The following is a 24,388-nucleotide window of genomic DNA, read 5'->3' on the forward strand; positions in this document are numbered from 1 at the left end:
TGCCGGCTGGCGCTGCGCAGCAGGAAGATTCATTCAGTAGAAAGCGGGTGTGAAAGATGAAATATGAACTGCTGATTAAAAACGGGCATGTCTATGCGCCGCGGGACCTTGGCGTTGTGGATATTGCGGTGACGGATGGGAAGATCGCCAAAGTGGGAAAAGGCCTTGATGTCGAGGCCGTCAGGGTCATAGATGCCTTTGGGAAAACAGTCATCCCCGGCGCAATCGAGACCCATGCGCATATGAACATGCCGTTCGCCGGAACCAAGACGATGAACGATTTTTACGACGGCACCATGTCGGGCGCGTTTGGCGGCGTGACCACGCTGGTCGACTTCGCCCAGCAGATCAAGGGCGTGCCGCTCATCATGGCCTGCGAGGACCGCGTCAAGGAGGCGAAGGGTCACGCTGTGGTCGATTACGGTTTTCACGCGACCATCACGACGGTGGACGACGAGACGATCGACGCGATTCCCAAGCTGATGGAGATGGGTTTCACCTCCTTCAAGGTCCATACGACCTATAAGGACGGCGGGCTTTACATCGATACCCCCGGGCTCCGGCGGACTTTTGCCGCAATTGCAAAGGCGGGTGGAATCGTGACGGTGCACGCCGAAAACGATGATATGATCGAAGCCGCCAAAAACCGCCTGCTCGCGGAAGGAAAGACCGGCGCGGTCTATTTTCCGCAATATAAGCCCGATGAGGCGGAAGCGGAAGCAGTAGACCGCTGTATTGAAATCGCGAAAGAGACTGGCTGCAAGCTGCTGATCCGGCACATCTCGAGCGCGGCTGGCGCCAAAAGCGTGGCGGCCGCGCAGAAAGCAGGGTATCCGGTCTATGGAGAGACCTGTCCGCAGTACCTTGCCTTCACACGCGAAGTTTATACGCAGGAAAACGGTCGGGACTACATTCTGCATCCGCCGATTCGCGGTGCGGCAGACCGGGACGCCATTTGGGGAGAGCTTGTTGAAAGCGATATAAAATGTACGATGGCAACCGATGACTGCGGCTTTTACCTGAGCCAAAAACGGATGAACGACACCTTCTACGGTGTGCCGGGAGGATTGCCGGGCATCGAGACAAGACTTGTAACACTGTATGAAATGGGCGTGGCGCAGGGCCGCATCAGTGTCGGCCGGATGGTTGAGATGCTTTCGACCGAGCCTGCGAAGCTCTATGGGATCTATCCCCAAAAGGGGGTCATTGCCGAAGGCAGCGACGCGGACATTGTGGTGCTCGACACCGGTGTTTCTTATGCGCTCACAGCAAAGGACTTGCATGAGCGCAGCGATTATACACCGTTCGAGGGCATGCAGATGCATGCCGCGGTGGCTCAGACAGTTGCAAACGGGAAGGTGATCGTGGACGGCCGGGAATTCTTAGGGGAAGAAGGCGCGGGACGTTTTCTTGTGCGCGGCAAGCCGCAGGGCTGATTTCCCGCGCGTCACAGGCTGGAACAGGCCGCCCCGGCAGGGCTGCAATGTCCTGCCGGAGCGGTTTTGTGTATCGTAAGATGACGGATGGGCTCAAACTGAGAAAGTAAGTTTTTTATTTTAACAAATTCTTCTCAAAATGACAAAGAGATGAAAGTTTGCCGGAAAATTCTCAATGGCGCCCCCAATTCGATTGCCTGGCCCCCTCAAACAGGATATCATAAATACGGAAAAACTGGGATTTTATCGGCGTTTAGATAGACAATGAGCGCGCGGAAAGAGGAAAGGTGGAACAGACAAATGGCAAATCTTGAAGTATCCTATTGCGGTGTGAAATATCGGAATCCGTTGGTCCTGGCATCCGCGAGCCCCGGCTGGGACGGCGAGGCGATGCTGCTTGCGGCAAAGGCGGGGATCGGCGGCGTAATCCCAAAGACAATCGGCCCGAAGGACGATTGGAGCGCGCAGCCGCGCAACGGCAGGATGGTCCTGCATCGCTACAACAACCGCCCCATCGGCATGATCAACCTGGAACTGTTCACCGATAAAACCCGTGAACAGTGGGCGCAGGAGGAGTTTGCCATCGCCAAAAGCGGCGGAGCAACCATGCATATCAGTGTCATGGCAATGCCGGAGCCGGAGGAAACCGCCGAGATCGTCAAAACCCTGCAGGACAGTGGCATGGTCGACCTGTTTGAGCTCAACGCATCCTGCCCGATGCCGTCCGCCTCGGCGGGTATGCACATCGGCAAGGACTGGGAGCTGGTTGCCGCGCAGGTGAAAGCCTGCAAGGCGGTTTCCAAGGTGCCGTTCACCGTCAAGCTCACCCCGAACGTCGCTGATATGGTGCCGATTGCCAAAGCATGTGTCGGCGAAGGCGCGGACGGAATCACCATCAGCAACACGATCAAATCTTTCGCGGGTGTGGATATCGAAACGGGAATCCCGTATCTGCGGGCGTTTGGCGGTTATTCGGGCGCGGCAATCAAACCGATTGTAATGCGCCATCTGATTGAGGTTGCAAAAGCGGTCGATGTCCCGATTTCGGCGGTTGGCGGAGTGACCTCCTACAAAGATATCGTCGAATATATCATGATCGGCGCTTCCACCGTCCAGATTTGCACCGAGGTTATGTTAAACGGCTATGGTGTGATCACAAAGATTCTGAAGGATCTGGACGGATGGATGGATGCGAAGGGCTATCGATCCTTCGATGAAATCCGCGGCATCGCGCTCGGGCGGCTCACCACAGTCGAACAGCTTGCGACCGAGGAGCCGAAGTTCTCTCACATCGATGCGGACCGTTGTACCAACTGCGGGAAATGCCAGAAAAGCTGCTTTTACCGCGCGATTGGGGAAGGCGACGGCGTGCGCCGTGTGCTGGACGGTGAATGCGACGGCTGCGGCCTGTGCGCCCAGGTCTGCCCGGTGGGCGCGATCAGCCTTTATTAAAGAGGTCCCTTTTCCATCTACATATACCCAGTCTCCGTATGAGACACCCCTGGAAGTGGAAACGAGCCTGCGGTCAGAACCGTGGGTTCGTTCCATTTCGGGAGGGACGTGAAACCTGTTCAAATTTTTTCAATTATGCTATGATGTTAGGAAATGGTGCAGACAGGGAAAAGGAGGGCAATATGGAAACCCTTTTGATGAGCATCCAGAAGGATATCACGCAATATGTCGGGATGATGTCGATGATCTTTCCTGCCGATGTGGACGTCGCGGATCAGAACCTCATACGGGTTGCCGGGACGGGGCGGTTTGCGCGCAGGATTGGCAGTTCCCTGCACAGCGGGCGTGTCAGCGCCCGGGTGCTTGAAACGGGCCGGCCCATCTTCATCAAAGATCCCGAAATGGAGCCGCTCTGCCAGAACTGCCTGAACCTTTCGGTTTGTAAAGACCAGTGCGAACTGCGGGTGCCAATCAAATTGGATATGGAAGTGATTGGTACGCTGGGGATCGCATCCTCCTCCCCGGAACAGTATACGGAAATCATCGGCCGTTATGAGCAGATGTTTGTTTTTGCAAACCATATGGCGTCGCTGATAGCGCTCAAGGCGCGTGAAGTCCAGGATCAGAAGATCCGGTCGTATGACCGCCGCGTGCAGGACCAGCTCGGCAACCTGCTTATGGACGGCGTGCTGCTTCTGGACGAAAATAATCAGATCCTCTATATGAACCAGCGCAGTGAAAAGATCCTGGGCAACACGCTGGCGCAGCTGCAATACCTGCGTAAAATACGACAGCTTTCTGTTCAGGAAAAGACGGGCGGAGATGAAAACGCCACTGTATTTGAGATTAAAATCCGAGACAAACGTCACGACCTTTCGGGGAAATGCCGCCAGATCAAAGGGGTCGAAGATGACGAGATTGTGCGGGTATTCGTATTCAGCGATATCCGTTCGCGCGACGAGGCCGCCCAGCAGCCGCAGGCGCAGGACAAATACACCTTTGACTATCTGCTTGGCGCGAGCGCTCCCTGGGCACAGGCGGTCGAAGCCTGCCGGGAATCCGCCTACAACACCAACTGCATCCTCCTGAGCGGCGAGCCCGGAACCGGAAAAGAGCTCTACGCCCATGCAATCCACAATGAGAGCGTACGCCGCAACAACCGATTCCTGCGGCTTGGCCGGGACGCGGATGTGGATGAGATGTTCCAGAAAATGTTCCCGGATACGGAAAATGTCAGCGGGGATGGGCTGATCATTCGCAACGAGATGATCGACGGCTGCACTTTTTTTGTGGATGGCGTTGAGACGCTTTCCCCGCGCAACCAGGATATTCTGCTGCTGATCATCCGCAGCAGCCAGCTGAACAATACCAAGGTGATCTGTTCGACCAGTGCGAATCTGCGGCGGATGGCCCAGATGGGAGATTTCCGATACGATCTGCTCTATATCCTGGAGATGTACACTGTTGAGATCCCTCCGCTGCGCGCACGCGGGCAGGACGTACTGCTCTTTGTTGAGCGGCATTTGGAGCGTTACAATAAGCTGACGGGAAAAAATTTGACCATTTCAAAACAGCTCAAGGAGATGTTTCTCAATTATTCCTGGAAAGGCAACATCCGTGAAGTTGAGAATGTCATCTCCTACATTGTGGAGAACAGCGACGACGACGCGGAGGTGCTCACTCCGGAGAACCTGCCGCAGCTGATTCTGGAGCGCCTGCGGGACGACAAGAAGAACGCTTACAACTTGGAAAACGCTGAAAAAGAACTCATCATCAAAGCGCTTAACGACTTTGGCAACAACGCCCGCTCCAAATCGCTTGTGGCCAAAGAACTTGGCATCAGCAGCGCTACGCTGTACCGCAAGCTCAAACAGTACCGCATCCAGCAGAATATGCTGTTTGAATGATCTGCTGGAATTACGGCGGACACGATGTCAGAGAAAATCGATTTGTGCAGAGATATCCTTGAATTGGAAAAATGAGCGCTCCGGCTCTGCGTCGGAACGCTCATTTTCCTATTTATGGGCGTTTTCATATGCCTGACGGATTTCTTCCGGCATATCCTCTGGTTTCATACAGCTGAGCCGCTTCTCGTTCCCGTCCTTGATGGCCTCCCCGTAATACCAGCACTTGAATTTCAGCATATCCAGCACCCTGTTCATCCGCTCAATTTCCATTTCTACGGTTGCTTTCTGTTTGATGAACAGCTCTCTGCGCTGCGGATAAGTTTCGCTTCCCTGCACACACCACTGCATAAACCGTTTGATGTCCTTGATCTCCATGCCGGATTTTTTCAGACATTCAATGACCCGAATGGCTTCCATCTCTTTTTCACCAAACTTGCGGATTCCGGAGATTCGCTGTATGTCAGGAAACAGGCCTTCTTTGTCATAATACCGCAGCGTGGAGATGGGCAATCCAAACATCTCGGATACCTGGCCGATCGTATACATCATCTGTCCTCCTGGATTTTAAAATTGGATATTGACCTAAAGTCAGGTTTATGTCTTATACTGATCATATCAACTGGAGGCGGGTTTGTCAAATCTGTCTTTGGGAGGTTTTAAAATGGGAAAAAGGAGTATTTTAGACATGAAAGAGAACCTTGAACTATCGATGCAGTGGGATAAGACCTTTCCCAAAAGCGAAAAGGTCGATCATCAGAAAGTAACATTTCGCAACCGCTATGGCATTACGCTGGCCGCGGATTTGTATGTTCCCAAAAACGCAAAGGGGAAGCTTCCGGCCATTGCGGTGAGCGGTCCGTTTGGCGCGGTAAAGGAACAGTCCTCTGGTCTTTACGCGCAGGCAATGGCAGAAAAGGGCTTTTTGGCCATTGCTTTTGATCCCTCTTTTACAGGCGAGAGCGGCGGGTTGCCCAGATACGTGGCCTCCCCGGACATCAACACAGAGGATTTCCAGGCCGCAGTCGATTTTCTGTCTGCGCAGGACAATGCTGATCCGGAAAAAATCGGGACCATTGGCATCTGCGGCTGGGGCGGAATGGCTTTGAACGCGGCGGCGGTGGATACCAGGATCAAGGCGACGGTAACTTCCACTATGTACGATATGAGCCGGGTCAATGCAAAGGGATATTTTGATTTGGAGGACAGCGAAGAGGTCCGCCATGAAAAACGCAGGGCTCTGAACGCGCAGAGAACTGTAGACTATAAAAACGGGGAATATGCGAGGGCTGGCGGCGTAGTCGATCCTGTGCCGGAGGATGCCCCGTTCTTTATAAAGGACTATTACGACTATTATAAGACTAGCCGGGGCTATCATAAACGCTCTCTGAATTCTAACGGCGGATGGAATGTAACCTCTTCCTTGTCCTTTCTGAACATGCCGATTTTGCAGTATGCGGATGAGATACGCAGCGCTGTATTGTTGATTCATGGCGAAAAAGCGCATTCCCTCTATTTCAGCAAAGATGCTTATGCAATGCTGAAAGGGGACAACAAGGAGCTGATGGTCATTCCAGATGCCGTTCATACCGACCTCTATGATAAAATGGAGGTAATCCCCTTTGAAAAAATGGCGGCATTCTTCGAGAAGTACATGGTTTGATCCAATTTGGGGAGCGGGCATACTGCGAAAAAGGCGAATGCCGTTTTATTGGCATTCGCCTTCCTGGATAGATCCATAAAAGCCCCGCGTATGGAAATTCCATACAGCGGGGCTTTTGGCTGTTTATTCCGCCTTGGCTGGGACGGCAATCGGTTCAGATGCGAAGATGTAGGTTCCAAGCTGGCGTGTTTTCAGCAAAAAAACAAGCTCGTCGTCATCGTTTGTAACGAACTTGCCTTTGCTGGTGATGTCGGCAAGCTGCCCGCTTGAAACGTCGTAGACGATGATGTCATCCTCCTCGACGGTAAGTTCGCCGTCCTCATCCACATACGGGACCGGCAGTTCCAGCGTTGCGCGGGAGGTGGAGGGGATTTCCGGATTGTGCCAGAAGTTGCGGATGAAGGCGTCCTGATTTGCGAAGAGTGGGGTATAAGGGGCGGTGGGATACCATTTGGTGGAGAGCTTCACCGCCATTTTGGAGGTGTCGTTGTCGCCGGAAACCGAGAGCTTTGCAAGGGTGTCGTTGGCATCTTCCCAGGTGATTTCACTGTCTTCATTTTTGAGCGGCTTTACCACGATGCCGCCGTCGCCCGCGGTGGCGGTGTAATCGGCGTCATATTTCGTGTTCTGCACAAAGCCTTCGACCGGGATTTCGATTTTGGTGCCCTTCTTGATGACGCCGACATAGCCTGAAGTCCCGTCCGCTTTGAGCTCTGCGAGCAGCGCGTCGGTGGCTTCTTCAAATCGTTTATGGCTGTCAAAAGCGACAATGTCCTTCTTCGCGGTGAAGATGGCGGTGCCGCTGATCTTAAATTCCTCGTCGCTCGGCGTTTCGTTCAGGATGAAGCGGAAGGCGACGATGCGCTCGTTTGTATAACCGGATGTCGAGAGCGGATATTGAAGCTCCGGGAATTTCTTCTCAACAATCAGGACGTAACGGAACCGGTTGGCGTTGTCGTCCTTATCGAATTTGACCTTGAAGAGGTCGCGGTCGTTGAAGACCGGGTTTTTTGCCAGATAGGGGGAAGTGATATAGAAATCCTCGTCCGAGCGGAAATCGGAAGCGGCATCAATCGGATTTCCATCCGCATCGAACGGATAAGCGTGGTTCAGGTCGAGCGTTCCGCTGCCTCCGGTAATCTTTTTGACGGTTTCTGCGATCTCCTTCTCGGTCATGTAGTCGCCTTCCTCCGGCGCCGCGAAGGCGGTGATGCCAACCGAGAGGGACAGGGCTGCCGCAAGAATCATTGCAAGTACTCTTTTCATAAGTTCCTCCTAATTTTTGTTCGGCGTTTTTTAAGCGCGCAACGCTCCTATCATACCAGAAACAGGCGGGATCGTCTACTGTTTTCTGGAAAAATTTATATAAAACTAATTGTAGATTGCATTAAAAACAGGCTGCATTTTGGCGATCCACTGATTCTTTTCCCTGCTATAAAATTTGGTGTCGGAATTAACCGCAAAGGGGATTCCGGCATCGGTTAACTGTTCTGTCATATAGCCGGCAAATTGGATCTGCTCCTCAATCGTATAGTCATCCCCGTCGTTATAATTGCCCGGCATCCACGCGCCTACCCATGTTGGGACGTTGGTCTGCTTCTGCCAATCCAGCGCCAGCTTTATTTTTTTGTCGATCAATGCGCGTTCCTGCATTGTCCCGCTTGTCCAGAGTTTGCGTTCGTTTCTTTTGCTGGGATCGGGCGCGTAGAAATGCCACTCGGCCATCAGGTAACCGTTGTGCTGCGTGGGTATTTTGAGTTCTTGCAGATATGCTGCGTCGGAGCGCAGCCGAAGGTTGCAATTCCCATAGAGGGAATGCGTTCACAGCCGGACAATAGACGCCGAACCATATGAAAAGGCGATGCGACTCGGGAGAGATCGCACCGCCATTTCAGTGCGGGAACAGGCAGGAAGACCCCGCCTGTTCCCGCACAAGGGGATACAGGAATCTGCTGTATGATTATAGAGATGTAGGGATTGGTTATATCAGTTGGGGAAGATGCCGCGGATCTTCTTGGCGGCGACCAGGCGCTTGATGGCAACCATGTGCGCGCCCATGCGAAAGGTGGTATTCTTGCTCTCCTTGGCTTCGGCAACTTCCTTGAAGGCCCGGAGCATGATGCCCTCGAGCATCTCGTTGGTCTGGCTTTCGTCCCAGATCAGCCGCTGGATGTTCTGGACCCACTCGAAGTAGGAAACAACCACGCCGCCCGCGTTCGCCAGGATGTCCGGCACAACCGGAATGCCGCGTTTGTTCAGGATCTCGTCGCCCTCAACCGTCGTCGGGCCGTTCGCGCCTTCGACCACAAGCTTCGCCTTGACCGTGTCCGCGTTGTCGCCCGTGATCTGGTTCTGCAGCGCGCAGGGAACCAGCACGTCGCAGTCGCAGGCGATCAGCTCGGCGTTCGAAATCTTCCTGCAGCCAGGAGCGGTGTATCCCTCGAGGGTGTGGGAATCGCTTTCGGCAATGTATTTGCGCATCGCGGTGATGTCGAGCCCCTCGGGGTTGTAGTAGCCGCCCGAGATATCGCTGACCGCCACGATCTTGCGTCCGCAGTCATGCAGCAGCTGCGCGGCCACGCCGCCCACGTTGCCCATGCCCTGTACTGCCACGCGTACGTCGCCTCCGTCGTGCATGCCCAGGTATTTGATCGCCTCGTTTACAATGATCATGACGCCCCGGCCGGTCGCTTCGCTTCTGCCCAGCGCGCCGCCGATCTCGATCGGCTTGCCCGTGACAACGCCAGGTACCGCCCGGCCGTTGAACATGCTGTAGGTGTCCATGATCCAGCCCATGATTTCGGCGTTGGTGTTGACGTCCGGAGCGGGAATGTCGCGTTCCGGTCCGATGATCGGCAGGATCATCGCGGTGTAGCGGCGGGTCAGGCGCTCAAGCTCCGCCTTCGAGAGTTTGCGGGGATCGACCTTGACCGCGCCCTTCGCGCCGCCGTAGGGGATGTTCACCACCGCGCACTTGAAGCTCATCCAGGCCGCCAGCGCCTTGACTTCGTCCATGTCCACTTCCTGATGGTACCGGATGCCGCCCTTGCACGGGCCGCGGGAACTGCTGTGCTGGACACGGTAGCCGTCGAAAACCTCCACCGATCCGTCGTCCATCTTGACCGGGATCGACACCTTCAGTTCCCGTTCCGGATGTTTGAGCGCGATGTAGTCATTTTCCTCCAGTCCCAGCATTTTTGCCGCTTCGTCCAGGACCTCCAGCATGTTTTCATATGGGTTATATGCTTTTGCCATGACTTCTTTTCTCCTAATTCATCTTTCAGATTAAAGACCTGATTACTCGAATTCCCGGAAAACCCGGTCGTAGCGCTCAAGCACCTCGTCCATCAGCGGGATGGATTCGTAGCAGATATAGGTCTTGCCGCCGCCGGAGATAATGATCCCTTCCGCTGCCAGCGCCATTGCAAATTCCATGACGCACTGCGAAGCTTCCTTCTGCTGGCGCGCCGCCTCCGGGTCGCCGGGCTTGTAGAAGGTGGGGATATGCTGGCTGGCAGCAACATCGATATGCAGGATTGTCTGATGGTTGAAGATCAGCGCGGGAATATCATATTTTTCAGTCAGCAGCGCTATTTCCTTCATGAATTTGTCCGCAGCCGCGGCCATCTGCGGATGTGCGTTTAACCGGGCAAGCTCGTTGATGGTGCAGCATCCGGCATAAGCGGTTAACGGGTTCGCCGACAGGGTGCCGCCCACGCGCACTTTCTTTGAACGATCCTTGTTGATACCCGCCGCAAGCATCTCCATAATTTCACGGCGTCCACCGATGCCCCCTGCGCACGGATAGCCGCCGCCGATAATTTTTCCAAAGATAGTGAGATCCGGCTTGGTTCCGAACTGGGCCTGCGCGCCGCCCATGCCGAGGCGGAAAGCGGTGACGACTTCGTCATAAATGAGCAGCGCGTTATATTTTTTGCACAGCTCTTTTGCGGCCTTGTGATAGGCGGGCGTGAGCGGAACAGCGCCGCTGTCCTGTCCGAGTGGTTCCATGATGAACGCGGCCGTACCGCCCAGCTTTTCATTTGCGATGAACTGAGCCTCAAGCGCCTCGACATCGTTGGGCTCCACACAGTGGGTGCTCTTGAAGCAGTCGACGGGGATGCCGTTCATGCAGTCCAGTCCGTCGGGTGCTTCGCTCGCATTATAAATGAGCTGGTCGCTCCAGCCGTGATATCCGCCGCGGATACGGATGAGTTCCCGCTTTCCCGTGAAGGCACGCGCCAGACGGATGCCGATGATGTCGGCCTCGGTGCCGGAACCGAGCATGCGGAACATTTCACAGGAGGGGAAATACTGGTTGATCAGTTCAGCGAGCTTGCGCTCATAATCGCTGTAAAGTCCGCTCAGCGGCCCTTTTTCATTGATAAATTCGGTGCATTCCTTGTGGAGGTAATTGTTACCCAGGATGACAGGACCGCCGGCCATCAAAAGGTCATAATAGCGGTTTCCATCCACATCGTAAAGGTATGGGCCTTCCGCTTTATCGATCGAAATCGGAAAGGGATGGTTATTGGCAAGGTTATGCTGTATGCCGCCCGGAATGACCTTCTGCGCGGCCTCATATTGCTTTTTGGACGTTGCGCAGTTGGTGTCGAACCATTTCTCATAGCGGTCGATCGCGCTTCTTTTCAGCTTTTTGCGATGTTTCATGATTTCGCCGGCCTGGGCATGGATTGCGGCGTAATCGGACCAATCCAGATACTTTGACATTTCTCAGATCCTCCAATCAAATTTGTGCAGGTATATGATCAATACCCCGCATCGGCAGGGTATCCGCAACATGGGGTCTCCTTTCCACCGTCAAAGAGCGGACAGATAGAGCCGCTCCACATCTTGAATGGTGCTTTGACGCGGGTTGGCAAGGATATTTCCGCTTTTCATGGCGTCCGCCGCCATCAGCGGGATTTTTTCCGCCGTTACCCCGGCCGCGGACAGCGATCCCGGGATGTCAAAATCCCGCAGCAGAGCGCGGATTTCGTCCACCAGCACAGATGGTGCAAAATCGTCGCCCGCTTTTTTACGGCTGATAAAATTGTAGATATCGCGGTAGCGTCCGTTGTCGGCCATCGCGTTGTATTCGAGGATCACCGGCAGCAGGATGGCGTTTGCAATCCCGTGCGGCACATTGAAATAGGCGCTCACCGGATGGGACATGGCATGGACATTGCCGAGCCTGGCCCATGCGAACGCGATGCCCGCAAACATGCTCCCGGACAGCATGGCGCAGGCAGCTTCGGAATCCTGCCGGTTGGCCACAAAGCGGCGGATGCTGCCGCCGATGAGTTCCATCGCCTTTTGGGCCATCGCGTCGGAAAAGGGCGACGCGCTGCGGGAGAGGTATGCTTCCAGCGCGTGGATGAAAGCGTCTATTCCGGTGGATGCCGCGACCGGGGCGGGCAGCGATGTGATCAGGCTGGGGTCGAGCAGCGCGTAGCGCGGGACGATCTCATAACTGAAGATGGACAATTTATAGTTGCGCGCATGGTCGGTGATAACTGAAAAAGCAGTTACTTCGCTTCCGGTGCCGGCGGTCGTGGGGATTGCAACCAATGGGACAATCGGCCCGGGCACCAGGTGTGCGCCCTCATATTGTGTGATTTCTCCGCCGTGCTTTACAAGGATTCCGACTGCCTTGGCAACGTCCATTGGGCTTCCGCCGCCGAGCGCGATGATGCTGGTGGCCCCAAATCCACGATAGGCGGCGGCGGCCTTTTCAACCGTCTGCACCGAGGGGTTCGCTTCCACATCGAGGAATGCGGAGAGCTGGACGCCAGCCGCCTCCGCGAGATCGGAGATCCGCTTTACGAGCCCCAGCTTTTCCAGCATACGGTCCGAAATGAGCAGGACGCGGTCAGAACGGCACCTGTGCAGCAGCTCCGGCAACTGTGCAAGGCTTCCGTTGCCAAAGACGACCTCCTGCGGCACGCTGAAGGTAAAGTTCTTCATTCCCATAGCCTCCAAAGATACATTTCCTTGTTTACTTTAAAATGTGGTTTTGTATTGATGTTTTGTGAAATTTAATTGGTATTAAGTTGTTTTTAGAGCTCTAAAACATATATAACAGAAAAAAAGCCGCTTGTCAATTCAAAAATGAAATTCATGATGGGATTCGCGAACTTTTGTGAGAACGCATAAAAAGAGGCATGCGACCAGTTATAAACCGACGAATTTTTTGAGGTGGATTTTTTGCTTCCGATCTTGTATAATGAAAACAACGGATTGCCCCACAAGCAAAAACAATTGTAAGGGATCGGATGATTATGCTAACGATTGAACGACAGGAACAGATCAAAAATATACTCCTTGAACAGAAAAGCGTTTCGGTGGCGGATTTGACGGCCCGCTTTGACGTCAGTTTTGAAACGATCCGCAGGGACCTGAAGGTTCTGGAGAAAGAGGGCTTTGTTGAAAAATCTTATGGCGGCGCGATTTTGAAGCAGCGGGTTAACAACACGGCCGATTTCCAAATGCTCTCCAATATCATGGTGGAAGCCAAACAGCGGATGGCTGCGATGGCGCTGAACTTCATCTCGCCGGGCGACTGCATCTATATCGGTTTTGCCACAACCTGCGTGCAGATTGCCGAACTGCTGGACAACATCCCAATCACCGTCCTGACAAGTTCTCTGGAGGTGATGAACAAGCTTTCCGGGAAGAAAAATATCACCCTGTTTTCGACGGGCGGGGCCTGGGACGCCCGTAACTGCGCCTTCACCGGGCGGACCGCGGTGGACAACCTGGCGCAGTTTCATTTGGATAAGGCGTTCATCTCCTGCCGGGCTCTGAGCATGGAGAACGGGATCAGCGACAAGACCGAGGCGGAATCGGATATGCGCCGCAGGATTGTCGAGTCCTCCAACGAGGTTTATCTGCTGGCGGATAATTCCAAATTTGGTAAGATGACCTTTGTGAAAACTTGTGGGTTTGAACGCATTACCGCTGTTATCACGGATAAGACGCTTTCCAAGCCGTGGGCCTCTTTCCTGGACGATTTGAAAATTGCGCATTACGACTGCGAGCACCCTCTTGAAAGCGCAGAAGATCCGGAAAAATAAAATACGTGTTCGGCGCCGCCGCGGGTAACCGATGATGCCCGCGGCGGTTTTGTTTTGCCTTTTTGAGGCAAAAAAGTGAAGCTTTGTGTTGTATTTAGAACGAATACCCCGGAATATGCGCCTATATAAAACCGATATTCCCAGAATAACAATTTGATATGTGGATTTTCTGTGCGTCATTCACAAAAAACAGAGAGCAAAAATAGATTAAACCACAAAATCGGTCTTAACTAAGATGATTTATATTGACAGTTGAGGTATTTTGAAATATTATAACTACAGTCAGCCGTTTTAAAAGAAAATCAAATGGTATCATGATGTTTTATGAGGTATAATTTTGCGTTCTCAGAAAAACATCACTAAAAGCCAAATGAATTTGTATGTGTTGGGCCGGAGCCCGGAATGGTTGGCGGAAGGTGTGTTTCTATCAATCAAAAGGAGGCAACGAGAAACAATGGAAGCAATATCTGCAAAAAGACAAGCGAAATTCGATGCCGTTAGCTTTGAACCGGATGCAAAGGTTCCGCTCAGAGATAAGTGGTGCCTCGGTCTGACCGGCCTTGCCACAAACGGCCCTTGGGTGATCTTTGGTTACTTCCTGACCTACTTTTATACGGATGTGCTGGGCATGTCCGGCGTTCTGGCAGGTTCCCTTATGATGTTTGCTCGCGTATTCGACGCAATCACCGACCTTATCATCGGTTGGTGCATCGACCACTTCAATCTGAAGTGGGGCAAATACCGCTCCTGGGTTCTCTTCTCCATTCCGATCCAATTCATCCTCTTTATTATGGTGTTCACCGCATTGCCTGACACGAGTTCTACGCTCCAGATGGTGGTTGCATGCGTGGGTTATGGCTGCTACGGCGCGATCGGTTCGACCCTGTGCTTCATACCGATGAACTGCCAGGTCACCAACACCGCCCGCAACCAGACCGAGCGCGCCTCGATCGCGGCGATCAAGGGCTTCACCAAGAACGCCGGCAAGCTGATCGTTGTGGCCTGCTTCCTCCCGCTGGTCAATTTCTTTGGGGGCGGAAGCCTGAGCCGTGGTTTCTTCATTGCGGCAATTATGTTCTCCGCCATCTATGTGGCTCCCGTCATCTGGACCTTCTTTGCCAGTGAAAAATACGAGCTGAACGCGGATGGCTCCTACCGTGAGCACCTGCGTGACCTGAGAGTGGAAAAAGGCGAAACGGTCAGCTTTGGCCAGCAGGTCAGCGACCTCGTCCGCAACCGTCCCGCGATGGTGACCGTTGTCTCCACCTTCCTGCTTTACATTCTGGACGGTATCCGTTCCGGCACCACCGTTTATCTTTACAACAATTACTTCGAGCGTCCGGAACTGGCCTCGATCGCCCTGTTCTTCAACGCGGGCTGCGCGATCGCCGGTTCGTTCTGTATCCAGTATTTCATCCGGCTGTTTAAGGATTCCAACCGCGCATACATCTTCACAATGGTCACCGGAGCCGGTATGTACCTGGCGTGGTTCGGCATTATCTGCGCCGTTGGACGCGAGCAGGCCGGACAGATGATGGGCCTTGGACAGCCCCTGTTCATCCTGTATGCGCTGTGCGGCTTTATGCAGGGCGCGCACCTGGTATTCCCGGATGTCATGCTGCCGCAGGCGGTTGACTACGGCCAGTGGAAATATGACCGCAACCAGGCGGGCTTCATCTTCGCGAGCTATGGCTTCTGCCTGACCATCGGCGGCGCGATTGGCGGCGGCCTGCTGGGCTTCATGCTCGACGGAATCGGCTATAGCGCCGGTGCGGACATGGCGGAATCGGTCCTCAAAGGACTGCTGTTGATCGGCGTCCTGCTGCCGTCGATCCTGACCCTTGTACAGGCGTTTGTTCAGAGCCTTACCGGCCTGAATGATAAAAAGCATGCCCAGTGCGTCAAGGAGATCGCTGAACGCAAACACGACGCATAACCCCTTTTCTCTTCCGCCTCAAAATAATAAGAGCACCCCGCTGGGTGCTCTTATTATTAGGCGGGCGCGGTTATCCGGCAAACAGCTCGGACAGCAGCGCGCAGCCGCAATCGTATTTTTTCGCGTCTCCGTAGTGATCGCCGAAAAAGGCGGAGACAACCAGCTTTTGTTCGGATAGGATAAGAGCCGCCGTCATGGCGCCTTCACGGACCGCCATTGTGTGATAGGCGTTCCGGCTCATGCAGTGGGCGAGTGCGGGCGAGTCCTGGTCGGCCAGGATCAGATGGATGCGAAGCTCGGAATGTCCCTTGTCGGAGCGGACCTCCGATGGAAGATTGGGCCCTTCAAGGATCTGACAGATCGCTTCCTGATAGGTTTCCCGATAGGCGTCCTCCTCGAACGTTTCGGGGGACAGAAGCAGGAAGCGTATGGGACGTTCCCGCTTTATATAACAATATGTGCAGTTGTTGGCGGTTTCAAAAAGCACCGCATGACGGGCGAGGATCCCGCGCGCCTCATCCTTGGAAGCGACCGCGGTGGGGAGGACATACGGGGCAAGCTCCGGAGCGTTGCCGCCCCGCGCCCGGAAACGCTGGTTCCCGCGTATGAACAGGACGGTCAGCAGTACTGTGCAGGCAAGCGCGAAATACCAGTATCGTGCAAAACCGTATGCAATCATCAGCCCCATTGAAAGGACAAAGGACACTGGGATTCCAACGCAGCAGAGGATGGATTTGCGTACCATCCCGTCCATGATCCGCTTGCGCGCAGTAAAGAGTTCGCCGTATTGACTCATGAAAACCTCTCCCTTGTTATCATTTCGGGACGCCGGGATTCCCGGCAATGCTATTAAGCTATCATAGATTGCCGGTTGTGTCAATATTTTGATGTATTTTGAGGTAAAAGCCACAAAATTATCGAATTAATACTTCATGCAAAGAATTTTCAGATGAATTAATTGTGATAGTGTGATGTTGTGCGTTTTAATAAGCGATTTAACGGTTCTAACCGTATCCACATAATATTTTTAATCATATCGTCCAAAGGAGATTCGTTATGTTAGAAGCCTTGAAAAAAGAGGTCCTTTACTATTCCCAGCTCTCCTACCGGGAGCAGCTCTTCGCCGGAACAAGCGGCAACCTCAGCGCGTATGACCCGGAATCCGGACTGGTGGTGATCACTCCCAGCAGCATCGCGTATGAGACCATGACCATTGCGGATATTGTGGTGATCGACCTCGAAGGTAACGTTGTGGAGGGCACTCGCAAGCCGTCCTCTGAATGGCGGGTACATACCGCCGTCTATAAGCATAAACCCGAATACAATGCGGTGGTGCACACGCACGCCCCCTACGCCACCAGCTTTGCCGTCACGCATGAACGGATCCCATTGGTACTTGTGGAAATGATGCTCTTCCTCGGTGGGGATGTGCCGGTTTCAGATTTCGCGCTCAACGGCTCGGACGAACTCGGCGACGCGGTTGTCGCGGCCCTGAAGAACCGTTTCGCCTGTCTGATGGCCAACCATGGCACAGTCGCGATCGGAAAAACCCTTGAACGGGCGCACATTTCGGCCGTTTACACGGAGGATGTCGCAAAAATCTATTCGATCGCCCGCGCAAACGGGACGGTTTATGAAATTCCTCCCGAGGCGGAAGCGGCCATGCGGAAAAAATACAATCTTCCGGAGGATTGATATCCGCTCGGAAAAACGGGCCGCCCGTCCGCAAAAGCGGTGAATCATGAAATGAAAGGAGCATCTGCATGGATTATATTCTGGCATATGATTTCGGAACCAGCGGCGTAAAAGCTGCGTTGGTCGATTTTGATGGAAACCTTCTCGGGGACGCGGAACGCGGATACCCGCTGCTCACCGGCCCCAACGGTTTTGCCGAGCAGGATCCGGCGGATTACTGGAAGGCTGTCTGCGCGGCGACAAAAGCGGTCGTCAAAAAAGTGGGAATTGCTGGAGAGGACGTTGTCGGGATGTCTTTCAGCACGCAGGGGCTTGGCATCATCCCCATCGACGCGCAGGGCAATATTCTGCACAACAATATCTCCTGGATCGACAGCCGCGCGCGCAAGCAAGCGGATGAGATCAATGAAAAGATGGGCTCCCAAGAGTTTGGAGCTACCGACGTTATCCCGAAGTATCTGTGGATAAAACAGAATATGCCCGAACTCTATGAAAAAACCGCCTATTTCCTGGACTGCACGGGATATCTGAACTTTATGGCGACTGGCGTAATCTGCATCGATTATTCCGGTAAAGCGCCCTATCATTCCCATCCGGAGGTCGCCGCGCATCGCCTAAAGCAGTATGAGGCCGCTGGCCTGGACACCGCAAAATGCCCTCCGCTGATTCCCTGCACCGGCTTTGTTGGGAATCTGACTGAAAAAGCGGCAAGGGAACTCGGTGTTACGACAAGGGTCGAGGTTTATATGGGCGTCGTAGACGTAACCTGCGCCGCGCTGGGCGCCGGCTGCTGTAAGGAAGGGGACGCGCACGTCTATCTCGGGACCTCCAGCTGGCTGACCGCAATCATCGGCTATGACCGTCTGGAAAACACCGGGCCTGGAATATGGCAGCTGCATTGCTGTGACCCGACCAAACAGATTTACGGCGGCTGCATCCAGTCCGCCTGCATGGCGCTCAACTGGGCGATTGACCAGTTCTATCATATGGAAAAGATTCTCTGCGAGACGGAAAAGATGGATTATTTTACCCGGCAGAACATTTTTGCGCTGGTTGACCGCGAGGTGGACCAGGTTCCCGCCGGGTCGGAAGGCCTGCTCGCCACCCCCTGGCTGATGGGCGAAGGCTGTCCCATCAGCGATGAGAAGGCAAAAGCCACCTTTATCGGTGCCTCGACTGTCCATACCCGGAGGCATTTCCTGCGGGCGGTCATGGAATCGATCTGTTACAGCCTTCGGATGGAAATGGATGATTATAAACAGGACGTCGGCAGGAGCCTGACGAAGGTCAATGCCATCGGTGGAGGCGCGCAGTCCGACCCCTGGCTGCAAATGATGGCGGACGTTTTGGGCGTTCCGGTCACGCGCACCAAAAATTGCAGGCATTCCGGCGCCATTGGTTCGGCCGCGATCGTCTGCATCGGCATGGGCGTATATAAAATGGAGGAAATTGACCGGTTTGTACAGCTGGAACGCACCTTTGAACCTCGTAAAGAACAGGTGGCTGTTTACAACAAACAATATAAAATATGGAAAAAGCTCCATCCGGCGCTGAAGGAGATTTTTGCGGAATTGTATTAAAACTGGGAAACAGGATAAAACGGCGGCTGAAAAGCCGCATATACACAAAACGCAGGGAAGTTGCAAAAAACAACCTCCCTGCGTTTTGTGTTTTCTGTTTTAACATGCTCGGGCATCCTGTTCGGAAAATAATGAAGTATATACCGGATATTTCAGGAATAGGCTGTTTTGAAGCCAACGATTTTCACAGTCAATGGATAGCGTCCAGGGTTTTCTGTGTGTTGCGCAGGGCTTCCTCGGGCGTTTCAAATCCGGCGATCGCCTTGAGAATATGCTCACCCAGCGTGTATTCGAAATCACGCTGGTTGTAGTCCACCTCGTTTGACGAGAGGATGGGCTTGCGGATGCCCAGACGCATACTGGCGGGAAGCGCGCCCATCCAGGGATAGGTGTCAAGGATTTCCCGCTGCTCGTAGACGCTCCGGCAGGCGGAGATGCCGCCTAACATGGCCATTTCCGGTGCGATTTCCTCTCCGGTCGCCCAACGGATAAAGGCGTACGCTTCCTCGGCCTGTTCGCTTTTTGTGTTGATTCCAAAGGAGCCGCCGCCCAACAGGGGGCAGCCGCCGGGGATGGGCGCGAAACCGATCTCGACGCCGACATTCGCGCGCTGGGCGCGTACAAAATTGGAGGCGTGGTGGGCATAGAGGATCGCGGTAGCGGCCTGTCCAGCGACGAAGTTCTCCGCGATTTCGCTCCAGCTGCTCACCGGCTCGGGATTGGCGCATTGTGTGTAGGAAATATAGTCGCGCAGCGCGGAGAGGGCAGCCGGCGTGGTGAGGTCGAGACAGCCGTTGCTCCGGTAGGAGAGCCCGCCTCCCGCCAGCAGGCGGGGCAGATAGTCGCTCGCGGTCGAGGTCGGGTTGTTGGGCGCGAGGCTGGAACCGTACTGCACGCGGGACTCCGGGCGCAGTTTTCGTGAGAAAAAGCGGCAGATCCGGTCGAGCTCTTCATAGGACGCAGGGATGCCCAGCGTCCTGCCGGTCGCTTCATAGAAAGCGCGCATCTCGCCGGCGTCTTCAAAGAGGGTGCGCTGATAGAAGAGCATCTGTACGCTGATATCAAAGGGCAGTGCGTAAAGCCTGCCGCTGATAACCGAGTAGTCGTTTTGCAGGTTGGGGAGGAACTGCCGCAGCAGGGCGGCCGCGTTCCGGTCAATCTGGTCAAGAGGGTAGAGATAGCGGGGAGCCAAATAGCAGAGGCTGGAGGGATCGAGCCGGACCACATCCCATGGCTGCCCGCTGGGCCGGGTGACATGCTCGATCACTTCAGAAAGGCTGAGAAAATGCAGCTTTACCGGGATGCCCCACTGCCCGGTGAAGCGCGGCAGCAGGCGTTCCAGCGCCTCGGCTCCCGGGGTGCGGTGAGTGAGCACATGCAGCGTTCGGGTGCGCAGCAGAGCAGGGCCCGAAAAGGGCCTGGTGCAGCCGGATACCGGGAAGATCCGGGAGATGGGGGGCTGCCCCTGCTCAATTTGCGCGGCCAGCGCGCCCACCGCCTCGTGGCCGAGCATCCGGTAATTGAGAGTGACGTTGTGGTACAGAGCGCTGGGGGCCGGCCGCAGGGAGGAGAGCGTGACAATGACAGGAGGGTGTATCCCGCCCTCGGCATAGATGCGCAGTACCTTTTCGGCAAGCTCCTCGTTGGAACAGATCACGCAGCGCGGCGGCGTCTCCCGCTGCAGCAGCAGGTGCACGGCGGGGGACTGCCCGCCGCGCTGGTTTTCGTACAGCGCCCCCGCGAGGCCGTCCAATTGCGCGCAGAGCGCCCCGCGCAGCGCCGCCTGGTCGCGGAAATGCGCCTCGCCGGTGACCAGGCAGATGTCGCCGCCGTCCAATTCCCCAAGCGCCATCCTGGATGCCTGCTCCATGTCGAAGGAATAGGAGCAGAGGCATTCCTCCAGCGCAGGCCGCTCGAGAAAGATCAGCGGGACCTTGCGTGAGAGCACCGGATGGTAATCCTTCCCGTGGTCGTCCAGGCAGGAGACGGTCAGTATTCCACACACCTTGAGCGCCAACGCTTCCGTAATGATGCGCCGCTCCAGATAGGGCAGGTCGTCGGTGAAAAAAAGCCGCACCGAATAACCGCGCTCCTGGGCATGGCGCAGGATCCCGGTATACAGGTCGGCGTACCTGCGTTCGGAAAGGGACGGCAGGATCACCGCGAGGGTGCGTGTGTCCCCCCGGCGAAGCTGGCTGGCCTTCTCATCGATCGCGTAGCCCATGGCTTTGGCGGTCTGCTCGACCAGGCGGATTTTTTCATAGCTGACCCCGCCCCGCCGGTTTAGGACGTTGGAAACCGTCCCATGGGACACGCCGGCGGCTTTCGCGATATCTTTGATGGTTGGCATGGACGCACCCCGCGATCAATTCTTAAGTGGGGCGCACGCCCCTTTTTATGATACTACGCTTATACGATACTACAAACAGGAGAGGTTTTGCAAGCAATCGGAAAAAAATAATCAAAAATTTTGACACGTTCCAAAAAATACTTGACACGTAACTGAAATTGCGGTATAGTGCAAATAGAAACGGACCGTTGTTGATTAATTTTGTTTAATATGTCGAAACGAGCCTGCGCTTTGGGGAAAACGCGTGCCCTGGGCGTCAAACACAGTCAGGAAAACGTTCGCAGATAAGAGGAGTGGTGGCTATGGACATTCGGGCAATCCTGCTCGATTTTGACGGTACGGCGCTGCAGAAGGACCAGACCTACATATCGTTCCGGAACAAGCACGCGCTGGATGCGGCAATGAAAAAGGGGATCGAGGTGATCCCATCCACCGGTCGCAACGAAGACATGTTCCCCCCGCAGATCGCTGCGGATGAACGGGTCCGCTACTGGGTGACCTCCAACGGCGCGCGGGTCGTGGACCGAAAGACAGGCGAGATAATTTACCAATCGCTGTTCACTCCCGAGGAGTCCGCCGAGATCCTGCGCATTTTTGAGGGCCAGGGGATCTATTCCGAAATCGCGGCCGCGGGCAAAATCTATATGGAGAAAGCGGTCTGCGCGCACCTGGAAAACTATCCGGTGCCCCCGCACCACGTCTGGTTTTTGGAACTGGGCAGGCAGATCGAGCTGGACTGCATGTCGGAGTACTTCCTGGAACACAGGATCGGCATTGAAAAGGTGAATATCTACGGCGTCCCGGAGGAAAAACAGCAGCCGATCCTTGACGCATTGGAGAAAACCGGCGTCGTGGACGTGTTCGAGGGAGCCGGCGTGGACATCCAGTTCTTCCCGAAGCGGCTCAACCGCGTCGAGGCGCTGGAGACCCTTTTCGGACGCCTCGGCATCGGATATGAAAACGTGATGGCGTTGGGCGACAGCACGCTTGACGCGCCGGCCATCGAAAAATCCGGCATCGGCGTGGCCATGGGCAACGCTTCGGACCGGGTGAAGCAGCTCGCCGACTACGTGACCGCCAGCAGCGACCAAGACGGCGTGGCGCAGGCGATCGAAAAATTCCTGCTTTGAAGGGGTGAGAGGATGGATCGGGAAATTTTCCCCGGCTATCGGGCTAACCATCAGCGGCTGGTCTGCATCGATTCGGACGGCTGTATGTTCGACACGATGGAAATCAAGCACAAGGAGTGCTTCTGCCCGGCGACTATCCAGGTCTGGGGCCTTCAGCCGATCGCAAAATATGTGCGCGAGGCGTGGGAGTTCTGCAACCTCTATTCAAAGGATCGCGGACGCTCCCGCTTCCACGAATTGATCCTGATCTTCGATCTGCTGGCCGAACGGGACGAAGTGAAGCAGTACCGCTTTACCCTGCCCGATATTACATCTTTTCGCAATTGGGTGAAGACTGCCCCGGTGCTCAATAACGCAGGGCTCAAGGAACATCCGGACGACCCGGTGCTGGCGCGCGCGCTTGCGTGGTCGCTCGAATCCAACCGCCGGATCGAAGAGATGGTTCACGGCATACCCCCTTTCCCAAACGCACGGGAAAGCGTGCAGCGCCTTTCTGGGGAGGCGGACATCGCAATCGTATCGGCAACCCCGCGCGAGGCGTTGGAGCGGGAATGGTCGGAACATGGGCTGCTCGCTCACGTCCATCAGCTCTGCGCGCAGGAGGATGGCTCCAAAAAGGAGTGCATCGGAGCATTGAAGGGCTACTACCCGGCCGGAAACGTACTGATGATCGGGGACGCGCTCGGCGATCTGGAGGCGGCAAAGGCCAACGGGTCGCTCTTCTATCCGATCCGGCCGAATCGGGAGATCGACTCCTGGCGAATCTTCCGCGAAGAAGCGATGCAGCGCTTTTTGGAAGGCAGCTATGCCGGCGCGTATGAAGCAGAGCTGATTGAGAACTTCCAAAGCGGGCTTTCCGATGTCCCGCCCTGGAAGCGGTGAATTCCTGACAGAATCGTTTGTCCTCCGCGCGAGCCGCGGATTATTCGAGAAGAAATCCAAATTTTGAGACACAATAGGAGGATATTATGAAAAGATTAATGGGAATCCTGCTCGCAATCGTCATGGTCGCAGGCCTCGCGGCTTGCGGTTCGAACGACGCCGCCCCGTCCGCGTCCGCGGCGCCTTCCACGGCCGCTCCGGCCGCTTCCGCAGCCCCGGCACGGCCGCTCCGGCCGCTTCCGCAGCCCCGGCCGAATCCGCCGCTCCCGCGGAAGGGGAACTGCAGCCCACCGATAGCCTGGTCATCTACACTTCGGCCAGCGCGACCGAGTATGAGCTGATCGTGAAAATGTTCAACGAAAAGTATCCTGACATTAAGGTCGAGGTCGTCAGCGCCGGAACGGGCGAGTTGACCAGCCGGATCAACGCTGAGAAGAGCGCGCCTTACGGCGACGTCCTCATCGGCGGCGGCGCCACCACCTACGAGGGGATCGCAGACATGCTCGAGCCCTATGTCACGACCGAGAAGGATATGCTCTTCGAGGACTTCACCTCTCCTGAGGGCCTGTTCACCCCCGAGTATATCAACGTCAACAGCATCATCGTCAACAAAACGATGATCGAGGAGCTGGGTGTGACGGTGGAAGGCTGGGAATCCCTGGCCGACCCGAAACTCAAAGGCCAGGTTTCCTTCGCGAGCCCGGCGGATTCTTCCTCCGCGCTTGAGGTCCTCATCAACATGCTCGCGGCCATGTCCCCGTCCGGCAACCTCGAGGACGGCTGGGAGTTCGCGGAAAAATTCCTTGCGAACCTGGACGGCAAGCTGGCGTCCGGCTCCTCCGCCGCTTATAAGAACGTGGTGGAAGGCGAGTATCCGGTCGGGCTCTGCAACGAAGACAAGACCATCTCCTACATGAAAGCCGGCGCGGATGTATTCCCGGTCTATGCCAAAGAAGGCATTGCGCTGCGCGCAAGCTGCATGGGCATCATCAAAGGAGGCCCGAACCCCTACAATGCGCGGCTGCTGATCGACTTCGTCGCTTCCAAGGAGTTCCAGACCGCGGCAGAGGCCGAGATCAACGTCCGCCCGATCCGCAAGGATGTGCCGATGACCACCGAAGGCCGCGTCGCGACGGCGGACCTGGTTTCCATCCCATATCCGAAGGATGCGAAAGCCTCCGACATCAAGACCAAGTTCCAGGACGTCTGGACATCCCTGGGCTGATCGTGAACGGCATTTTTAAAAAGAACTAGAATATGCGGGCCGTCTGCTGTCCATAGGTG

Annotated in this window: 19 protein-coding genes; 11 read left to right on the top strand and 8 right to left on the bottom strand. The window is 55.1% G+C overall.

All coding sequences use genetic code 11. The annotated features are described in order from the left end of the window. The first annotated feature begins 56 nt into the window (after positions 1-56). From hydA to BN4275_RS07885, 3 genes are all read left to right on the top strand, one after another. Complete coding sequence (gene hydA, locus BN4275_RS07875) at positions 57-1,436, top strand: dihydropyrimidinase (protein ID WP_066456400.1); 1,380 nt, start codon at positions 57-59, stop codon at positions 1,434-1,436. Between the two features lie 300 nt (positions 1,437-1,736). After that, on the top strand, positions 1,737-2,888 hold the full coding sequence (locus BN4275_RS07880) for a 4Fe-4S binding protein (protein ID WP_066456403.1): 1,152 nt from the start codon (positions 1,737-1,739) through the stop codon (positions 2,886-2,888). Between the two features lie 182 nt (positions 2,889-3,070). Beyond that, positions 3,071-4,795: a sigma 54-interacting transcriptional regulator gene (locus tag BN4275_RS07885; RefSeq protein WP_066456405.1), complete on the top strand. Its 1,725-nt coding sequence runs from the start codon at positions 3,071-3,073 to the stop codon at positions 4,793-4,795. 108 nt (positions 4,796-4,903) lie between these two features. On the opposite strand, the gene BN4275_RS07890 is transcribed toward BN4275_RS07885, so the two are convergent. Continuing rightward, positions 4,904-5,341 carry a MerR family transcriptional regulator gene (locus tag BN4275_RS07890; protein ID WP_066456407.1) on the bottom strand — a complete coding sequence of 146 codons (438 nt, stop codon included), beginning with the start codon at positions 5,339-5,341 and terminating at the stop codon, positions 4,904-4,906. Between the two features lie 139 nt (positions 5,342-5,480). On the opposite strand from BN4275_RS07890, the gene BN4275_RS07895 reads away from it, so the two are divergent. Beyond that, positions 5,481-6,455 (top strand): alpha/beta hydrolase, encoded by a 975-nt coding sequence (locus BN4275_RS07895; protein WP_066456410.1) that lies wholly within the window; start codon positions 5,481-5,483, stop codon positions 6,453-6,455. Between the two features lie 123 nt (positions 6,456-6,578). On the opposite strand, the gene BN4275_RS07900 is transcribed toward BN4275_RS07895, so the two are convergent. From BN4275_RS07900 to BN4275_RS07920, 5 genes are all read right to left on the bottom strand, one after another. Further along, entirely contained in the window at positions 6,579-7,721 is a 1,143-nt protein-coding gene (locus BN4275_RS07900; RefSeq protein WP_066456412.1) for a hypothetical protein, read from the bottom strand. Positions 7,722-7,826: 105 nt separating this feature from the next. Continuing rightward, entirely contained in the window at positions 7,827-8,093 is a 267-nt protein-coding gene (locus tag BN4275_RS07905; protein WP_161940190.1) for a hypothetical protein, read from the bottom strand. A gap of 348 nt (positions 8,094-8,441) precedes the next feature. Then, positions 8,442-9,710 (bottom strand): Glu/Leu/Phe/Val family dehydrogenase, encoded by a 1,269-nt coding sequence (locus BN4275_RS07910; protein WP_066456418.1) that lies wholly within the window; start codon positions 9,708-9,710, stop codon positions 8,442-8,444. A gap of 42 nt (positions 9,711-9,752) precedes the next feature. Then, complete coding sequence (locus BN4275_RS07915) at positions 9,753-11,186, bottom strand: aspartate aminotransferase family protein (RefSeq protein ID WP_066456421.1); 1,434 nt, start codon at positions 11,184-11,186, stop codon at positions 9,753-9,755. 90 nt (positions 11,187-11,276) lie between these two features. Further along, complete coding sequence (locus BN4275_RS07920) at positions 11,277-12,422, bottom strand: iron-containing alcohol dehydrogenase (protein WP_066456423.1); 1,146 nt, start codon at positions 12,420-12,422, stop codon at positions 11,277-11,279. Between the two features lie 314 nt (positions 12,423-12,736). On the opposite strand from BN4275_RS07920, the gene BN4275_RS07925 reads away from it, so the two are divergent. After that, the gene (locus BN4275_RS07925) at positions 12,737-13,531 is read left to right on the top strand and encodes a DeoR/GlpR family DNA-binding transcription regulator (protein WP_066456426.1); all 795 of its coding nucleotides are present in this window, start codon (positions 12,737-12,739) and stop codon (positions 13,529-13,531) included. Positions 13,532-13,985: 454 nt separating this feature from the next. After that, on the top strand, positions 13,986-15,467 hold the full coding sequence (locus BN4275_RS07930) for an MFS transporter (RefSeq protein ID WP_066456430.1): 1,482 nt from the start codon (positions 13,986-13,988) through the stop codon (positions 15,465-15,467). A gap of 70 nt (positions 15,468-15,537) precedes the next feature. Here BN4275_RS07930 and BN4275_RS07935 read toward each other — a convergent pair whose 3' ends face one another. Next, positions 15,538-16,263: a hypothetical protein gene (locus tag BN4275_RS07935; protein WP_066456436.1), complete on the bottom strand. Its 726-nt coding sequence runs from the start codon at positions 16,261-16,263 to the stop codon at positions 15,538-15,540. Between the two features lie 260 nt (positions 16,264-16,523). On the opposite strand from BN4275_RS07935, the gene BN4275_RS07940 reads away from it, so the two are divergent. Together BN4275_RS07940 and BN4275_RS07945 are read left to right on the top strand one after the other, a co-directional pair. Next, on the top strand, positions 16,524-17,162 hold the full coding sequence (locus tag BN4275_RS07940; RefSeq protein WP_066456438.1) for a class II aldolase/adducin family protein: 639 nt from the start codon (positions 16,524-16,526) through the stop codon (positions 17,160-17,162). A 68-nt stretch (positions 17,163-17,230) separates the two neighbouring features. Then, entirely contained in the window at positions 17,231-18,742 is a 1,512-nt protein-coding gene (locus tag BN4275_RS07945; RefSeq protein ID WP_066456440.1) for a xylulokinase, read from the top strand. Between the two features lie 190 nt (positions 18,743-18,932). Here BN4275_RS07945 and BN4275_RS07950 read toward each other — a convergent pair whose 3' ends face one another. Then, positions 18,933-21,092, bottom strand: a complete 2,160-nt coding sequence (locus BN4275_RS07950; RefSeq protein ID WP_066456443.1) for an extracellular solute-binding protein — start codon at positions 21,090-21,092, stop codon at positions 18,933-18,935. 302 nt (positions 21,093-21,394) lie between these two features. Between BN4275_RS07950 and BN4275_RS07955 the strand changes: the two genes are divergently transcribed. From BN4275_RS07955 to BN4275_RS07965, 3 genes are all read left to right on the top strand, one after another. Beyond that, positions 21,395-22,222: an HAD hydrolase family protein gene (locus tag BN4275_RS07955; protein WP_066456446.1), complete on the top strand. Its 828-nt coding sequence runs from the start codon at positions 21,395-21,397 to the stop codon at positions 22,220-22,222. A gap of 12 nt (positions 22,223-22,234) precedes the next feature. Continuing rightward, entirely contained in the window at positions 22,235-23,104 is an 870-nt protein-coding gene (locus BN4275_RS07960; RefSeq protein WP_066456448.1) for an HAD family hydrolase, read from the top strand. Between the two features lie 142 nt (positions 23,105-23,246). After that, positions 23,247-24,329, top strand: coding sequence for an extracellular solute-binding protein (locus tag BN4275_RS07965; protein WP_242863612.1), 1,083 nt, complete (start codon positions 23,247-23,249; stop codon positions 24,327-24,329). Positions 24,330-24,388 lie beyond the last annotated feature (59 nt).

The organism is Anaerotruncus rubiinfantis, from assembly GCF_900078395.1.
GTDB lineage: Bacteria > Bacillota > Clostridia > Oscillospirales > Ruminococcaceae > Anaerotruncus > Anaerotruncus rubiinfantis.

Coding starts and splice junctions, on each gene's coding strand:
- hydA (WP_066456400.1), top strand. CDS start 57: ATGAAATATGAACTGCTGATTAAAAACGGGCATGTCTATGCGCCGCGG.
- BN4275_RS07880 (WP_066456403.1), top strand. CDS start 1,737: ATGGCAAATCTTGAAGTATCCTATTGCGGTGTGAAATATCGGAATCCG.
- BN4275_RS07885 (WP_066456405.1), top strand. CDS start 3,071: ATGGAAACCCTTTTGATGAGCATCCAGAAGGATATCACGCAATATGTC.
- BN4275_RS07890 (WP_066456407.1), bottom strand. CDS start 5,341: ATGTATACGATCGGCCAGGTATCCGAGATGTTTGGATTGCCCATCTCC.
- BN4275_RS07895 (WP_066456410.1), top strand. CDS start 5,481: ATGAAAGAGAACCTTGAACTATCGATGCAGTGGGATAAGACCTTTCCC.
- BN4275_RS07900 (WP_066456412.1), bottom strand. CDS start 7,721: ATGAAAAGAGTACTTGCAATGATTCTTGCGGCAGCCCTGTCCCTCTCG.
- BN4275_RS07910 (WP_066456418.1), bottom strand. CDS start 9,710: ATGGCAAAAGCATATAACCCATATGAAAACATGCTGGAGGTCCTGGAC.
- BN4275_RS07915 (WP_066456421.1), bottom strand. CDS start 11,186: ATGTCAAAGTATCTGGATTGGTCCGATTACGCCGCAATCCATGCCCAG.
- BN4275_RS07920 (WP_066456423.1), bottom strand. CDS start 12,422: ATGAAGAACTTTACCTTCAGCGTGCCGCAGGAGGTCGTCTTTGGCAAC.
- BN4275_RS07925 (WP_066456426.1), top strand. CDS start 12,737: ATGCTAACGATTGAACGACAGGAACAGATCAAAAATATACTCCTTGAA.
- BN4275_RS07930 (WP_066456430.1), top strand. CDS start 13,986: ATGGAAGCAATATCTGCAAAAAGACAAGCGAAATTCGATGCCGTTAGC.
- BN4275_RS07935 (WP_066456436.1), bottom strand. CDS start 16,263: ATGAGTCAATACGGCGAACTCTTTACTGCGCGCAAGCGGATCATGGAC.
- BN4275_RS07940 (WP_066456438.1), top strand. CDS start 16,524: ATGTTAGAAGCCTTGAAAAAAGAGGTCCTTTACTATTCCCAGCTCTCC.
- BN4275_RS07945 (WP_066456440.1), top strand. CDS start 17,231: ATGGATTATATTCTGGCATATGATTTCGGAACCAGCGGCGTAAAAGCT.
- BN4275_RS07950 (WP_066456443.1), bottom strand. CDS start 21,092: ATGCCAACCATCAAAGATATCGCGAAAGCCGCCGGCGTGTCCCATGGG.
- BN4275_RS07955 (WP_066456446.1), top strand. CDS start 21,395: ATGGACATTCGGGCAATCCTGCTCGATTTTGACGGTACGGCGCTGCAG.
- BN4275_RS07960 (WP_066456448.1), top strand. CDS start 22,235: ATGGATCGGGAAATTTTCCCCGGCTATCGGGCTAACCATCAGCGGCTG.